Origin of the sequence: Chryseobacterium sp. UNC8MFCol, assembly GCF_000482305.1 — a bacterium.
GTDB lineage: Bacteria > Bacteroidota > Bacteroidia > Flavobacteriales > Weeksellaceae > Chryseobacterium > Chryseobacterium indologenes.
This window is the reverse complement of the sequence record NZ_AXUZ01000003.1, coordinates 102,390-116,327: the sequence shown is the minus strand read 5'-3', so window position 1 is coordinate 116,327 and position 13,938 is coordinate 102,390. Positions and strand designations below refer to the sequence as shown.

At 36.6% G+C, this 13,938-nt stretch carries 15 protein-coding genes; 7 read left to right on the top strand and 8 right to left on the bottom strand.

Annotated features, from left to right (window positions below):
* Positions 1–5 precede the first annotated feature (5 nt).
* Entirely contained in the window at positions 6–386 is a 381-nt protein-coding gene (locus M030_RS0100595; protein WP_027371761.1) for a RidA family protein, read from the top strand.
* Positions 386–841: a hypothetical protein gene (locus M030_RS0100590; protein ID WP_027371760.1), complete on the top strand. Its 456-nt coding sequence runs from the start codon at positions 386–388 to the stop codon at positions 839–841. The genes M030_RS0100595 and M030_RS0100590 overlap by 1 nt, the downstream gene beginning before the upstream one ends.
* Positions 842–903: 62 nt before the next feature.
* On the opposite strand, the gene M030_RS0100585 is transcribed toward M030_RS0100590, so the two are convergent.
* On the bottom strand, positions 904–2,436 hold the full coding sequence (locus M030_RS0100585) for a trypsin-like peptidase domain-containing protein (protein ID WP_027371759.1): 1,533 nt from the start codon (positions 2,434–2,436) through the stop codon (positions 904–906).
* Positions 2,437–2,775: 339 nt separating this feature from the next.
* Between M030_RS0100585 and M030_RS0100580 the strand changes: the two genes are divergently transcribed.
* Positions 2,776–4,146, top strand: coding sequence for a rhodanese-related sulfurtransferase (locus tag M030_RS0100580; protein WP_027371758.1), 1,371 nt, complete (start codon positions 2,776–2,778; stop codon positions 4,144–4,146).
* A gap of 53 nt (positions 4,147–4,199) precedes the next feature.
* Positions 4,200–4,775, top strand: a complete 576-nt coding sequence (locus M030_RS0100575) for a 5-formyltetrahydrofolate cyclo-ligase (protein ID WP_027371757.1) — start codon at positions 4,200–4,202, stop codon at positions 4,773–4,775.
* On the opposite strand, the gene M030_RS0100570 is transcribed toward M030_RS0100575, so the two are convergent.
* Together M030_RS0100570 and M030_RS0100565 are read right to left on the bottom strand one after the other, a co-directional pair.
* Positions 4,724–5,305 carry a hypothetical protein gene (locus M030_RS0100570; RefSeq protein WP_027371756.1) on the bottom strand — a complete coding sequence of 194 codons (582 nt, stop codon included), beginning with the start codon at positions 5,303–5,305 and terminating at the stop codon, positions 4,724–4,726. The two genes, M030_RS0100575 and M030_RS0100570, sit on opposite strands and share 52 nt — an antisense overlap.
* Entirely contained in the window at positions 5,292–6,470 is a 1,179-nt protein-coding gene (locus M030_RS0100565) for a hypothetical protein (RefSeq protein ID WP_027371755.1), read from the bottom strand. The genes M030_RS0100570 and M030_RS0100565 overlap by 14 nt, the downstream gene beginning before the upstream one ends.
* A 183-nt stretch (positions 6,471–6,653) precedes the next feature.
* Here M030_RS0100565 and M030_RS0100560 point away from each other — a divergent pair, with 183 nt between their 5' ends.
* Complete coding sequence (locus M030_RS0100560) at positions 6,654–6,995, top strand: hypothetical protein (RefSeq protein WP_027371754.1); 342 nt, start codon at positions 6,654–6,656, stop codon at positions 6,993–6,995.
* Positions 6,996–7,127: 132 nt separating this feature from the next.
* On the opposite strand, the gene M030_RS0100555 is transcribed toward M030_RS0100560, so the two are convergent.
* From M030_RS0100555 to rmuC, 5 genes are all read right to left on the bottom strand, one after another.
* The gene (locus M030_RS0100555; protein WP_027371753.1) at positions 7,128–7,895 is read right to left on the bottom strand and encodes a TrmH family RNA methyltransferase; all 768 of its coding nucleotides are present in this window, start codon (positions 7,893–7,895) and stop codon (positions 7,128–7,130) included.
* 20 nt (positions 7,896–7,915) lie between these two features.
* On the bottom strand, positions 7,916–8,707 hold the full coding sequence (locus M030_RS0100550) for a CPBP family intramembrane glutamic endopeptidase (protein ID WP_027371752.1): 792 nt from the start codon (positions 8,705–8,707) through the stop codon (positions 7,916–7,918).
* A gap of 91 nt (positions 8,708–8,798) precedes the next feature.
* Complete coding sequence (locus M030_RS24795) at positions 8,799–9,638, bottom strand: LytR/AlgR family response regulator transcription factor (RefSeq protein ID WP_027371751.1); 840 nt, start codon at positions 9,636–9,638, stop codon at positions 8,799–8,801.
* Positions 9,639–9,663: 25 nt separating this feature from the next.
* Positions 9,664–10,089, bottom strand: a complete 426-nt coding sequence (locus M030_RS0100540) for a hypothetical protein (protein ID WP_027371750.1) — start codon at positions 10,087–10,089, stop codon at positions 9,664–9,666.
* Between the two features lie 12 nt (positions 10,090–10,101).
* The gene (gene rmuC, locus M030_RS0100535; RefSeq protein WP_373695757.1) at positions 10,102–11,595 is read right to left on the bottom strand and encodes a DNA recombination protein RmuC; all 1,494 of its coding nucleotides are present in this window, start codon (positions 11,593–11,595) and stop codon (positions 10,102–10,104) included.
* A gap of 148 nt (positions 11,596–11,743) precedes the next feature.
* Here rmuC and M030_RS0100530 point away from each other — a divergent pair, with 148 nt between their 5' ends.
* Positions 11,744–12,418 carry a response regulator transcription factor gene (locus M030_RS0100530; RefSeq protein ID WP_027371748.1) on the top strand — a complete coding sequence of 225 codons (675 nt, stop codon included), beginning with the start codon at positions 11,744–11,746 and terminating at the stop codon, positions 12,416–12,418.
* A 2-nt stretch (positions 12,419–12,420) separates the two neighbouring features.
* Positions 12,421–13,782: a sensor histidine kinase gene (locus M030_RS0100525; protein ID WP_027371747.1), complete on the top strand. Its 1,362-nt coding sequence runs from the start codon at positions 12,421–12,423 to the stop codon at positions 13,780–13,782.
* The last annotated feature ends 156 nt before the right edge of the window (positions 13,783–13,938 follow it).

Sequence of the window (13,938 nt, the reverse complement as noted above, 5' to 3'; positions counted from 1 at the left end):
CCACTATGAAACAAATAATCAACACAGCGAATGCACCTGCAGCGATCGGGCCTTATTCACAAGCAAATCTGGCAAACGGGGTTTTGTATATCTCCGGACAGATTCCTGTAGATCCGGCGACAGGTAAATTGGTAGAGGGAATTGAAAAAGAAACACATCAGGTAATGAAAAACCTTGAAGCTATTCTTACGGAAGCGGGAATGACTTTCAAAAACGTGGTAAAAGCTACCATCTTCCTGAAGAGTATGGATGATTTTGCAGTGATGAATGATATTTATGCTTCTTATTTAGATGCAGACAGCTATCCAGCCCGTGAAACGGTACAGGTTTCTTGTTTGCCTAAAAATGTGGATATCGAAATTTCTATGATTGCACATAAGGATTAATGAGTTTTATAAGAAATACAATTGCGGTTTTGGTGGGTCTTGCGATAACAGGACTTATTATCACTCTTGGGATAAGGGCTTTTCCGCAATGGGTTACTTTTGAAGCTTTTGCTCCGTTTGAGCACTGGCAAAGGTTTCTGTTCAGCATGAAGGATGATAAGGCCTTTTTTGGCTTCTTATTATTTATTTCCGGACTGGGAACTACAATTGGCGGGGTGGCCACTGCTATCATTGTAAAATATGCGAAAGTAGCCTACGCAATTCTGATCGGTTTTATTATGCTTTTTATAGCCATGTTGGATGTTATTATATTTCCGTATCATCCTACATTTTATAAGATCTCTATTTTCCTTACTTTTTTTCCGTTTTCGTGGATTGGCGGTAAGATTGTAGAAGTCATTTATGAAAGAAATAAAAAGAAAAGGATTGCTGAAAAAATGAATAAACTTAAGTAAACCATAAAAAAACGCTGCAAATTTTTGCAGCGTTTTTGTTGATATAAAAATATCTGTTTTAATTAAGGCATTTTAAATCCTCTCTGATAATTCCTTCCGTAATCATCCATGTATTTTATCTGGCCTGTACCTGAGAATTTATTTAATAAAGCTTCAACATCTTTCTGAGAATTCACAGGCTTACCGTTGATTTCGGTGATAATGTAACCGTCTACGATACCGGCCTTCGCAAACTCGCTGCCTTCGATAACGTTTTTAGCTACAATTCCACTGTTTAAACCATAATATGCCTTTGTTCTGTCGTCCAGGCTCTGGAACTCAGCTCCGATTTTTTCAGTGACACTCAGGTCAGCTTTTGTTCTGGTAGAAGTTCCGCCTTTCTGATCTCTTAATGTTACCATAGTGGTAGATTCTTTCCCGTTTCTGGAATAAGTAACCTGTACTTTATCTCCCGGACGCTTGCTTCCGATTGACATGGAAAGATCTGCAAAATCAGTGATATTGTAGCTGTCTACTTTGGTGATCACATCTCCTTTTTTCAGACCTGCATCTTCAGCACCACTATTTTCCCCGAATCCTGTAACATATACTCCGGAACCTACTTTAAGACTTGTTTTATTCTGTCTGTTGTATGCTTCAACCAATTGGTCGTTAGACAGGTCTAATGATTGTACTCCAAGGAATCCTCTCTGTACAATTCCGAATTTTTTGATATCCTCTACAATTTTTCTTGCCAGGTTAGCCGGAACAGCAAATCCATATCCCTGATAATATCCCGTGGTAGACTGGATGGCAGAGTTGATCCCGATCAGTTCTCCATTGGTGTTAACTAATGCTCCACCTGAGTTTCCCGGGTTGATCGCAGCATCCGTCTGGATAAAGCTTTCAATAGGGTTGGTAGCTTTCCCCTGGCTTCCCAGAATTCCGATACCTCTTCCTTTCGCAGAGACGATACCGGCTGTTACTGTAGAGTTTAATCCCAGTGGATTTCCTACTGCCAGTACCCATTGTCCCACGTCAATATTGTCTGAGTTAGCAAAATTCAGATAAGGAAGTCCTTTTTCCTCAATTTTTAATAAAGAAATATCTGTGTTGGGATCGGTTCCCACTAAAGTAGCAATGTATGATTTCTTGTTGCTTAGTACCACTTCCAGTTTATTGGCACCTGCTACCACGTGATTATTTGAAATAATGTAACCATCTGGAGAGATGATAACACCAGAACCCATTCCTGATGGCATGTTATCCGGAGCCTGCTGCTGCTGCTTTTGTCTCTGCTGGCCTCTTCCTCCGAAAGGGTCTCCGAAGAAGAAATCAAACAAGTCCTGCTCAGAAGCTCTGCTGGCTGTTCTGCTTTGATAGTTTTTAATGGTAACTACAGCCGGAACTGTCGTTTTGGCTGCTTTTACAAAATCTTCACCTGTTGCTGCAGTGTTCATACCCGCGAATGATGCTGTAGGTGCTGATGTTGTAAAATAAGATTGGTCTCCATTGTTGGAATTATGTCCGAAATATTGAATTGCTCCAACGGTTGTAGCTCCTGAAACAACTCCCACTACTGCAAATGGTAATAGTTTTTTTAAAGTACTCTTCATTGTATATCTTTCTTGTTTATTAATTAATTTCTATTGTATGTTTTTGAGTAAACAAATTTAATGTTAAATAAGTAATCAATTAGTATGCTATGTTTCAATTTTAACTAAAATTTAACGGGTATTATGTCATTTTATACCTTATGTCATAATTGTTAAGGTGGCAGTTAACAAAACTTAAAAAAAAATTAAAGAAAATAAGACAAAATGATATTTGATATGCTGTATAAAATTCATGATTTCTAAGGTTATTGGTTAGTCGTGCTTTACGTCTATAAATATACTTAATTTTAAAATGATTATCTTTGCCAAAATATTTTTCTCACTTAAAACGTTTATAGCATGCAACTGTATAACACCTTAAGCGCAGAAGAAAGAGCTAAACTTATTGATGAAGCTGGTAAGGAACGCCTTACATTATCTTTCTATGCGTATGCCAAAATTGAAGATCCCAAAAAATTTCGCGACGATTTATTTATAGCCTGGAATGCACTTGATGCGCTTGGCCGTATTTATGTTGCCCATGAAGGAATTAATGCTCAGATGAGTATTCCTGCAGATCATTTCGACGCTTTTCGTGCTACGCTGGAAGAATACGATTTCATGAAAGGTATTCGCCTGAATGTGGCAGTTGAACAGGATAACCATTCCTTTTTGAAACTGACAATAAAAGTAAGACATAAAATCGTTGCCGATGGATTGAATGATGAAACTTTTGATGTTACCAATAAGGGGATTCACCTGAAAGCACAGGAATTCAACGATATGCTTGATGACCCTAATACGATTGTAGTAGATTTCAGGAATCATTACGAAAGTGAGGTGGGGCATTTTGAAGGAGCTATTACGCCGGATGTGGAAAACTTTAGAGAAAGCTTACCGATCATCAACGATCAGTTACAGGATTTTAAAGAAGATAAAAACCTTTTGATGTATTGCACGGGTGGTATTCGTTGTGAAAAAGCAAGTGCTTACTTTAAACATCAAGGCTTTAAAAATGTTTTCCAGTTGGAAGGAGGTATCATTGAGTATACCCGACAGATCAAAGAAGAAGGTATAAAAAGTAAGTTCATAGGAAAGAATTTTGTATTTGATCACCGTTTGGGAGAAAGAATAACAGATGATATTATTTCACAGTGCCACCAGTGTGGTAAACCTTGTGATAATCATACTAATTGTGCAAATGATGCCTGTCATTTATTGTTCATTCAATGTGACGAATGCAAGGCTGCTATGGAAAACTGCTGTTCTACAGAATGTCTGGAAACAATACATTTGCCTTGGGAAAAGCAGGTGGAATTGAGAAAAGGTCTGCAGGTGGGCAATAAAGTTTTCAGAAAAGGAAAATCTGATGCTTTGAAATTTAAAAATTCAGGGGATCTTCCGGATAAACCTTTGGCAAAAGCGGAAACTAAGAACATCCGTCAGAAAATCAGTGTCAAGAAAGTTTTGATTGGAAAAGCCGAACATTACTTTTCAAAATCTAAAATCGGACAGTTTCTAATTGAAAATAAAGAATTGTCAGTAGGAGATAAAGTATTGGTTTCAGGACCGACTACCGGAGACCAAGAGCTTACCATTACTGAAATTTTTGCAAATGGAGGACCTTGTGAAACAGCTAAAACAGGAGATCAGATTACTTTTGAAATTCCGTTTAGAATTCGTTTGTCAGACAAATTATACAAAATTATCGAGCCTTCTGAAAACGCTTAGTAGATCATAAAAAAGCCAGTAGGATTGATTTCAGTGAAAAAAAAGCAGTAATTATGCAAAAAGCTGAGCTTAGAAAACAATATATACAAAAAAGAAAAGCCTTGTCTTCTGATGAGGCTTTCTTGTTATCTGAACGTATTTTTCAAAACTTTGTTCATTACTTTGACCCGAAAGAGACGGAGAAAGTTCATATTTTCCTGCCAATTTTGGAAAAGAAGGAAGTAGATACCCAAGTATTTATCAATTATTTTTTTGAACATCAGATACGTGTCTTTGTTCCTAAAGTGGCAGGAGGTCAATTGATCAGTGTTGAGATTTTTCAGGATACGACCTTTGTGACCAGCAGTTGGGGGATTCCGGAGCCGGTTTCAGATATAGATTCCGGAGAAAAGTATTTTGATTATGTCATTACTCCTTTACTGTATTGCGACAGGAAAGGCAATAGGGTAGGCTACGGAAAAGGATTTTATGACGGTTTGTTTCAAAATGTGTTGCCTGAAACAAAAAAAATCGGAGTCAATTATTTTGACCCCGATGAATATATTGATGATGTCTGGGAAAACGATGTTCCTCTCGACTATTTGGTAACTCCTGCTGAAGTACTGTCTTTCTTTAAAGGTTTAGAATAAAAATCTAAAAAATAGAATTTAAATTCCTTCTTAAGCTTTGGTCTGGAGATTAAAATATATTGTGCATTTTTCTCAAAATTACCTAAAGACTTATTTTTATCGTCAAAATATTCCACATTAAATTTGGCGTAATCCAAGGTGTCTTTTTTATAAAATTCTTTATAGACATTGAGATTATTGACCTTTACTGATCTTACTTTCATGCTGTCTAGTTCTTTAAATAACCTTTTGAAGGTCAGAGAATCAGGCTTGTGAAAATAGCTTTCCATCTGTGAATAAATAACAGTATCGATCTCCGTATTTCTGTTTCCGGAGAGGTAAAGGGTAGAAAGATCAAGAAGCTCCTGAACTTTTTGCTTGGTAATAGAGTTGATGGCCTGCATACTGTCCATTTGTACGGCAGGATAACTTTTTGCATTAGTACTGTTTCGTAATTTATCAAGGTCACTTATCTCTGTACTTTTTTTATTGCAGGCAACAAATAAAGCAAGAAGTATGGTGAGAAGTAAAAAATTATTAATTTTTTTCATCTGTTGTGGAGATTTTAAATTTGATAGATACAATTTTACCATTTGTATCCTTTTTCATTTCTATAACATTCAGGTTTTTTAATGAGGTTGTAGGAGTGGTTACCAACGTGATATACTTCTGTTTGTCCAATCGTTCAATACCATAAGTGTCGTTGTCATAAACCTGGTAAATGACAGCACTGTTGCTAATCAGGTTCTCAAGTTGATTTCTTTTTTGCTTGATGAGGGCTACCTGTTCTTCGGGATTACCTCCCTTTACATCTTTAATAGAGAAATAGTAGGCTGCCATTTTATAATCATCAGGCTTCAATTCAATTTTCTCTTCTTCAGGGGCGTTTTCCAGGTTCCTTGAAACTTCCAACGGCTCGTAGAAAGGAGCGCTGATCTTCATCCTAAGATTTTTGTCCTTCGTAGAATAGAAGAAACACTCTCCGGGTTTTATTTTATACATGATCGGAGATTCATTTTCCTTCATGACCATAATATCTAGAGTATTGATCACGCTTACTCCTCTGTCTTTATCGATGAAGCAGTATTTATAAGTTTTGGAAAAAAGAACATCTTTAAATCCTAATAATCCTGTAATGGCAATTAATACGGAGGTAACAATGGCCCATGCATTCTTTTTGACGAAATTTTTCTTCGGTAATTCAGATGACTTTTTGATTTCATCATGATTTGAGGAGATATTTGCAACCTGCTGATTTTCAGTGGTTGTTTTTTGTAAATCAGTATTTAGACCAGGCTGTATTTCGGTTTTTTTCACCGGAATCTCTTCTTTTGGCAGATCAGGAGCATCCGAAACTGTTTTTTCAAGTTCAGTGAGGTCATCCTCTTCCGGATTTTCATTTTCCTGCAACAATTCTCCAGCAAAAAGATGAAGCTTTTTGAATTCATACCATGAATCGTAACCCGCATAATTACTGAGTAAATTGAGCATATCAATCCTTGGTAATTTAGTGACCGGTGATGTTTTGAAATAAGTGTAAAATGATTTTTCGCTGATGTTACCTTTCGCTTTTTTACGAAGGTCTTCCTGGAAATATATGATATCTATACCCTTCCATTTGGATATGTCATCCTGTGAAGGGGTATATTCTTTTAAATATTGACCCTGAACGTCCTTTTTTAGTTGCTCAAAGTGTAATAGATCTAAATCTGTCAATTTTTTTTAAAATAATTAAATTGTTGATTATCAGTTATGTTTTTTTGTAAAACTATTTTACAAAGGTATTACAATTATTTTTCATAGACAAATTTTCTATCTGCTATACCTTTGTCTTGTTCAAATAACAGAACAGAAGAAAATTTTATAAAACAATATTAACAAAATTAAATTTAATTTATTATGAAAAAGTCATTATTCGTAGCTGCTATCGCTGCAATCTCTCTAGTTGCTTGTAAAAAAACTGAAGCTACTTCTACTGAAGGAGCAACTGATTCTGCTGCTGCTAACGTAGCTGATTCTGCTGCTGTAGTTTCTGACTCTGCTGCTAAAGTTGTTGACTCTGCTGCTACTGCTGCTGTAGGTGCTACTAAAGATGCTGCTGCTGCTACAACTGCTGCTGGTGCTGAAGTTGCTAAAGATGCTGCTAAAGGTGCTGCTGACGCTGCTAAAGGTGCTGCTGATGCTGCTAAAGGAGCTGCTGACGCTGCTAAAGATGCTGCAAAAGACGCTGCTAAGAAATAATTTTAGCATAAGCTTAAAAATAAAAGAACCGTTTCACCCAGTGAAACGGTTTTTTTATGCTTTATAGTAAAAGGCCATTGCGGGCCGAAGGTGAAACAATCTGTTTAAGAAAAGAGTTTTACCCAACTATATTTATCCCTTCTTCTGCTTTAAAGATTCGTAGCAGGTAATTGCTACCGCATTACTTAAGTTTAAGGAGTCAATACTTCCGGCCATAGGAATCAAAGTGTTTTTCCCTTTCCCCATCCAGAAATCACTCAGTCCCGAATGTTCAGTCCCGAATAAAACTGCCGAACGTTGTTTAAAATCTCTTTTATAAAGGTCTTCCGCAGTTTCATCCATCAATGTGGTGTAAATATTGAACCCTTTTTTGTGAAGGAATTCTAATGTTTCTTCATTTTCTGCCTGATAAACTTCCATTCCGAAAAGGCAACCGACACTGGACCTGATCACATTGGGGTTGTAAAAGTCGGTTTTGCCGTCTGCAACGATAAGGGCGTCTACTCCAAATGCTTCACAGCTCCTTAAAATAGCCCCGAGATTACCCGGTTTTTCCACTCCCTCGACAATAATGACCGTAGAATTATCTTTAGGTACAAAATCCGAAAGCGGAGTTTCTTTGGCGGTATATATTCCTATAATACCTTCTGAGCTGCCTCTGTATGCTATCTTTTCATATACTTTTTCACTTACATAATGGATCTTTCCGTTGGGAAGCTTGCCTTTGAATATATTTTCACAAAGAAAAAACTCTACCGGTTCGAAATTGTATTGTATTGCTCTTTCATTCTCCTGTTGGCCTTCCACTACAAAAACTTTCGATTTTTTACGGAATCTGTTGTCAGTAAGGAGCTTAGTGACATTTTTTATTTTATCGTTCTGAAAACTTTCTATCAACATATTGCAAAATTATGCAAAAATTATGATTGAGCTTCTCTGCTTTTTATAAAAAGACTTTTCAAAGTAACCTGGAAAGCAGTGTTATGTCTCTTTTTATCATAGATGATGAGGAGAATAATGACAAGAAGTGAGAGAATCTTATAAATATTTCCATATAAATTTCCGGATACATTTTCAGAAACATTATATATTTCCCAATATAAATTCATGAAAAAATGAGCAAAAATGGCTGTCCAGAGGTTAAAGTCTGTTTCAAAATAGATCCATGCAAAGAATATGGACCCTAGAAATGTAATGGAAAATATTTCGAGTAGTTCAACAGGATCCTGGCTTTGGTATAAATGAACCTGTGCAAACAGCAGTGATCCCAATAATACAGTAGATAAAAATCCAAGTGCTGTAAATCTATATAAGATTCCGATAAGGAATGCTCTGAAGATGATTTCCTCAAAAAATGCTGAAGAAACAGTGTTGATAAACAGAGATTCAAAATGTATAGAGGAAGATAGGCCGAAATGGACAAAATAGCCTGTGAGCATCGGTAGAGTTCCGGTAAATGCCAGGGTAAATCCTTTTTTAATCGATGTATTCAGGGAAAATAAGTCAAAAATACTTTTTCCGGGTAACAGAATTTTTCCGGTAATGAGCAAAGGGAGCAGTGTGATGGAATAGGCGATGATATGAGCTAAAGCCTTCGAGTGAAAAAAGTTTTTTGATACTGTCTGGATGCTTTTAAAACAAAATGCATCAAAAAAATAGTAAACGGAAAAGCCGATGATAAAGATTAAATAAAAGCGGATGTTTTTACTCATGATGATTATTTTTGAGCAAAATTGTAGCTTTTAACGATGGATGTCAAACAGAAGTGATGGATGTCAAGCAAGTGTGACCAATGACAAGCTTTTAAGAATCAGATTGCTTTAACCGGGGAATAACCGCCGGAATAAAACTTCTTGAAACAGGAACTTCAAAACCGATGTCCAGAATGTATAATTTATATCCTTGGGCATTGCCTTTGAGGTTTTTTACTTTTCCGAGATTGACAATGTATGACCGGTGGCATTTCTGAATAGATTGGGTTTCAATTTGTGGTAAAACCTTGGAGAGACTTATCCGGAGTATGTGTTTTTTGGGCTGATTGTTTTCTAAACAATAGAACACACAATAATTTTCCATCGATTGAACATAGAGAAAATCTTTTTCATCGATTACCAGCTTGGTGCTGCCGGCTGAAATTGTCAAAGAATCACTTTGGAGAACATTTTGTTTACCGGCCAGATGCTGTGAAATGGTTTTAGCAGTATTTTCGTAGAAATTCTTTAAATAAATATACCGGGAAAGAATATAAATGGTTGATACGGGAATTCCTACTGCCAGAGAATACAGAAGCATATAGAAATAATTACCAAAACTGAGTGCCACATGGCTCAGGAATAATGAATTATAAAAGTAGGAGAAAACTGACCCCGTTATTAAAGTACCTGTGATCTTCAGAAGCTCAGCACCAAGATTCCAGTTGTTGAATTTTGATGTGGAAAGACTCATGATAAGAAACGCCATTCCGAATATAACAGTATAGGGGAAAAGGAGTATCAGTTTATAGGGATGATGGAAGTTTTCAGTCCCAAAAGGCTGGAAAATGATTAAAAACAAATATACAGAAATGCCTGCTGCAAGAGAAGAAAGCAGCATTTCTTTTATAGATCCAGACTTTGGATAGGGGAATGCGGTAAAAGAGAACATAGGGATGAGCTTATCAGCTTTGACCTTATCCTACAGGATTGTTTGTTTTCTGCTTTTCCGGTGAGAGAATAAGGAGAATACTTCCGGCAAATAACGAAAGACAGCTGGCGATCCAAAGAAAATATCCCGCTCCGTAGCCTGTGATAGGAAATTTATGTCCGGCTTCATTTACGGTGATTTCACCCACTGATAAATAACAAAATGTGAGACATACAGCAATAAAGCTGATCACTGCTGATATTTTTGGTTTTTTCAGTAAAAAGAAAAACGCGGCAAAAAACATCAGAGGATTGGCCATCCAGGCAATTCCGCCACCCTGCATCTCAGCCCATCCCAACAGGAAACATGCTAATCCGCTCATTTCGTGACTTTGTGCAAATACAGCTGTAAAAGGCAGTGATGCTATAAATAGAAAAAGACTGAATAGAAGAATAATATTTGATTTTTTCATGGTGTTTGATTTTTAGTCTGATAGGTTGCTATGATCAATAAGACTTTGTGGTAAGTCTTTTTTGTTTTTTATTCCGAGGGATTTTAGTTTTTGGGTCTGGATTACCAGATTATCATTTCCGGTAGAAAGCTGTTTGTACGCATCATCATATACATTTTTAGCCTGATCCAGGTTCTTTCCTATTTTTTCAAGGTTATCGACGAATCCGACAAATTTGTCGTACAACTTAGCGCCTCTTTCCGCAATTTCCATGGAGTTCCTGTTCTGGTATTCGCGTTTCCAGAGATCGGCTATAAGTTTAAGTGACGTTATCAGGTTACTTGGATTTAGCAGTAGAATTCTTCTTTCATAAGCATAGTTCCAGAGATCCTGATCTGCCTGCATGGCCGCAATGTATGCCGGCTCGCTCGGAATAAACATCATTACGAAATCCAATGACTTCCCATAATCATCATAAGCTTTCTGGCTGAGTTGTGTGATGTGATTTTTGATGGAACCCAGGTGCTGATTCAGCTTCATGAGATAAATATCCTGATCTGTTTCGTCAACCAATTCTGTAAAAGCCGTCAGAGATACTTTGGAATCGATAATGACATTTCTTTCATCGGGATATTTTACAACAGCGTCAGGGCGCATTTTTTTTCCTGAAAATTCAGAAAACAACGCCTTATTATCTTCGTCACGCAACTCATGTTCCAGAAAATACTCTCTTCCTTTTACGAGTCCTGATTTTTCGAGGATACTTTCCAAAATCATTTCTCCCCAGTTTCCCTGTGTTTTACTTTCTCCTTTCAGGGCACGGGTCAGTTTTTTAGCATCTTCGGAAATCTGCTGATTCAGTTCAGCAAGTTCCTTTACTTTTTCAGCCAGAGAGAAACGTTCTTTATTTTCCTTCTCATAGGCTTCATTGACCTTATTTTTTAAATCGGCCATTTTCTCCTGGAAGGGTTCAAGGATATTTTTGAGATTGTTTTGGTTTAAAGTAGTAAACTTTTCTGTTTTTTCCTCTAAGATTTTATTGGCCAGATTTTCAAACTGCAATTTTGCTTCTTCCTGAATTTTTGCAATTTCTTCCTTTTGGGTAGTAAGAGATTGTTGAAGGCTTTCATTTTTTGCAAAGAGCTCAGAATTTTTGGCAAAAATATTCTGTTTCTCAGCCGTCAGCGATTCAATTTGAATGCTTTGCTGGGCATTCAGTTGCCTTTGCTCCTGAAACTGGGAGCTTAAAGATGCATGTTCCGCTGAGATCTTTGCAAATTCATTTTTAAGATCGTTCAGCAAATCCTGTTGCTGGAGATTAAGTTCCTTTTCGGTAATGATATTTTGGGTTAGCTCATTAATTTTTACGCTGGCATTTTCGAGATCGGAATTACTTCTGATATGCATTGTCTTGATTTCATCATAAGTACTTCTTGAAACCATTGATGATTTCAAGGCAAAATATAATATGACAGCTCCCAATATTCCGCCGGCAATACATCCAATAAGTAAATAGGTCATCTCCATTTTTCAAAAGTATGAAAAAAGGTCATAAGTTGGAGAAAGATGGTAGTAGGGAACCACAATGTGTTGGATTTTTTATACCTTTCAACTCCCGGCATTCCGTTTCCCTTTTCTAAAGATTGCCTATATTTATGGGAAATTTCAGAAGAATATGAACATTTTGTTGGTAGAGGATGATCAGAGAATTAGTAATTTCCTGATAAAAGGACTTTCAGAGGCGGGTTACAATACTACCCTTGCGGATTCAGGTGAGAAAGCACGGGAAATTATCAGTACCTACGATTTTGATATTATTCTTATGGATATTATGCTTCCCGGTCTGAACGGTATGCAGCTTACCCAGGTGATACGGTTTAAGGGAAATTATACTCCTATTCTGGTTTTAAGTGCTCTGAACAGTCCTGATGATAAAATTAAAATGCTTGATTTGGGAGCAGATGATTACTTGTCTAAACCTTTCCATTTTGAAGAACTGATCTCAAGAATTAAAGCATTGACAAGGCGAAACAAACTCAGTTATCAAAAAGAAGATCAAATGCTGTCTTGCGGGAGTATAATGATTGATACCGACCTGCATAAAGTAACACAGAATGGTAAAGAAATAGAATTTTCTCCTACAGAATACAAGCTTTTTACCTTTCTCCTGGAAAATAAAAATAAAGTACTGAGCAGGACTCAGATTCTGCACAAAGTATGGGGGATAGATTTTGATAATACCACCAATCTGGTAGATGTGTATATTTCTTATGTTCGTAATAAAATTGACGAAACTGATCAGAAGATTATCCATACGGTCAAAGGAACCGGATATGTAATTAAAGATTAAAAATGACGCTTAGAAACCGTTTCACCCTGATTTCAAGCCTTTCATTCGGCATCGTTTCTATCATCACATCGGCGGTGATATTTTTTGCCTATTACGACAGTACCAAGATTTTTTACTTTGAAAAACTGAGGAATACGGCTCTGATTTCTGCCATTTATTACCTTGAAAAAGATGAACTTCCCAAAGACAGGCATGCGCAGATCAAAAAAGAATACAACCATCTCATTCAAAATAACAGGGTTGCCGTTTATAACCGGAATAATGAGGTCACATTTGGTCACAATCTGAATGATAAAAATATAAAACCTATTCATTTACAAACCGTAAGAAAGAATAAAGGCGTAGAATTTATGTCTGACAATCAATTTTATTACGGTATTTTTTATCCGGATAATCAGGGCGATTTTGTTGTCTTTGTCAAGTCACCCAACGATTCATTTCAGTCTCAGATATGGAGGCTTTCAATTATTATGCTTTCAGTGCTGATCCTGGGACTTCTTGCCATCTTTTTTTTAAGCAGATACCTTTCAAAGATTGTTTATAAGCCGATCTCCAATGTGGTAGAGCGGATCAATAAGGTTGAGTTCAATAATATTTCTACTGCAATTACTTCTACCAATACCAATGACGAGATTGAAGATCTTATAAAATCGTATAATAAATTACTGGGCAGGATTTCTGAAAATGTTCTCCTGCAGCAGAATTTTATTAATTATGTCTCTCATGAATTTAAAACTCCGTTGGCTGCCATATCAGGGAATCTTGAAGTCTTTGCCCAAAGAGACAGAACTCCTGAGGAATACAGAGAGGTAGCCAAAGAGTCTCTGGAAAACGTCTATGAAATTGAAAATATCCTGAACAACCTTTTACTGATGTCAGGGATGACAAAGCTTGAGTCTTCTCATAAGCAGGTAAGGGTAGATGAGCTGATCTGGAAGATATACGAAAAACTGGAATGTAAAGCGAAGGAAAATAATTCATCAATTAAAATTCAATTGGAAGTTTCAAAGCCTTCTTTACTGGAGTTTCCGGGAAATGAGACCTTGCTGTATCTCGCTTTATATAATATTGTGGAAAACGGGATCAAATATTCTAAAGACCATCCTGTAACGATTATTCTGTCGGAAAAATATAATCAATTGAATATTGAAGTAAAAGATCAGGGAAAGGGAATTCCTAAGGAGGACCTTGATAAAATTACGGAAACATTTTATAGAGGAAAAAATGTAGATAATATTAAAGGCAGTGGTATTGGTTTATCTCTTTCCAGAAGTATTTTTGATCTTCATCATATTACAATGAAAATTGATTCTAAAATTAACATGGGAACAAGCGTTCTGCTTATATTTCCTTCTAATTGTTAAAACAAGATTTCTTGGACCGGGTTTGGATAAAGCCAATGATATCGCTGGTGAAGAGCAGTTGTGTAATTGTGTCAAAAAAGAGAGGTATAATCTTCCTCATCAGCGGGATATTTTAAGTAAATCCCAACCTATTCTAATCAAACTCTAATGTTGGAC

What these genes read in the sequence shown, in the direction of transcription:
- M030_RS0100560 (WP_027371754.1), top strand. Translation starts at nt 6,654, where the DNA reads ATGAAAAAGTCATTATTCGTAGCTGCTATCGCTGCAATCTCTCTAGTT.
- M030_RS0100570 (WP_027371756.1), bottom strand. Translation starts at nt 5,305, where the DNA reads ATGAAAAAAATTAATAATTTTTTACTTCTCACCATACTTCTTGCTTTA.
- M030_RS0100530 (WP_027371748.1), top strand. Translation starts at nt 11,744, where the DNA reads ATGAACATTTTGTTGGTAGAGGATGATCAGAGAATTAGTAATTTCCTG.
- M030_RS0100585 (WP_027371759.1), bottom strand. Translation starts at nt 2,436, where the DNA reads ATGAAGAGTACTTTAAAAAAACTATTACCATTTGCAGTAGTGGGAGTT.
- M030_RS24795 (WP_027371751.1), bottom strand. Translation starts at nt 9,638, where the DNA reads ATGTTCTCTTTTACCGCATTCCCCTATCCAAAGTCTGGATCTATAAAA.
- M030_RS0100590 (WP_027371760.1), top strand. Translation starts at nt 386, where the DNA reads ATGAGTTTTATAAGAAATACAATTGCGGTTTTGGTGGGTCTTGCGATA.
- M030_RS0100540 (WP_027371750.1), bottom strand. Translation starts at nt 10,089, where the DNA reads ATGAAAAAATCAAATATTATTCTTCTATTCAGTCTTTTTCTATTTATA.
- M030_RS0100580 (WP_027371758.1), top strand. Translation starts at nt 2,776, where the DNA reads ATGCAACTGTATAACACCTTAAGCGCAGAAGAAAGAGCTAAACTTATT.
- M030_RS0100525 (WP_027371747.1), top strand. Translation starts at nt 12,421, where the DNA reads ATGACGCTTAGAAACCGTTTCACCCTGATTTCAAGCCTTTCATTCGGC.
- M030_RS0100550 (WP_027371752.1), bottom strand. Translation starts at nt 8,707, where the DNA reads ATGAGTAAAAACATCCGCTTTTATTTAATCTTTATCATCGGCTTTTCC.
- M030_RS0100575 (WP_027371757.1), top strand. Translation starts at nt 4,200, where the DNA reads ATGCAAAAAGCTGAGCTTAGAAAACAATATATACAAAAAAGAAAAGCC.
- M030_RS0100555 (WP_027371753.1), bottom strand. Translation starts at nt 7,895, where the DNA reads ATGTTGATAGAAAGTTTTCAGAACGATAAAATAAAAAATGTCACTAAG.
- rmuC (WP_373695757.1), bottom strand. Translation starts at nt 11,595, where the DNA reads ATGGAGATGACCTATTTACTTATTGGATGTATTGCCGGCGGAATATTG.
- M030_RS0100595 (WP_027371761.1), top strand. Translation starts at nt 6, where the DNA reads ATGAAACAAATAATCAACACAGCGAATGCACCTGCAGCGATCGGGCCT.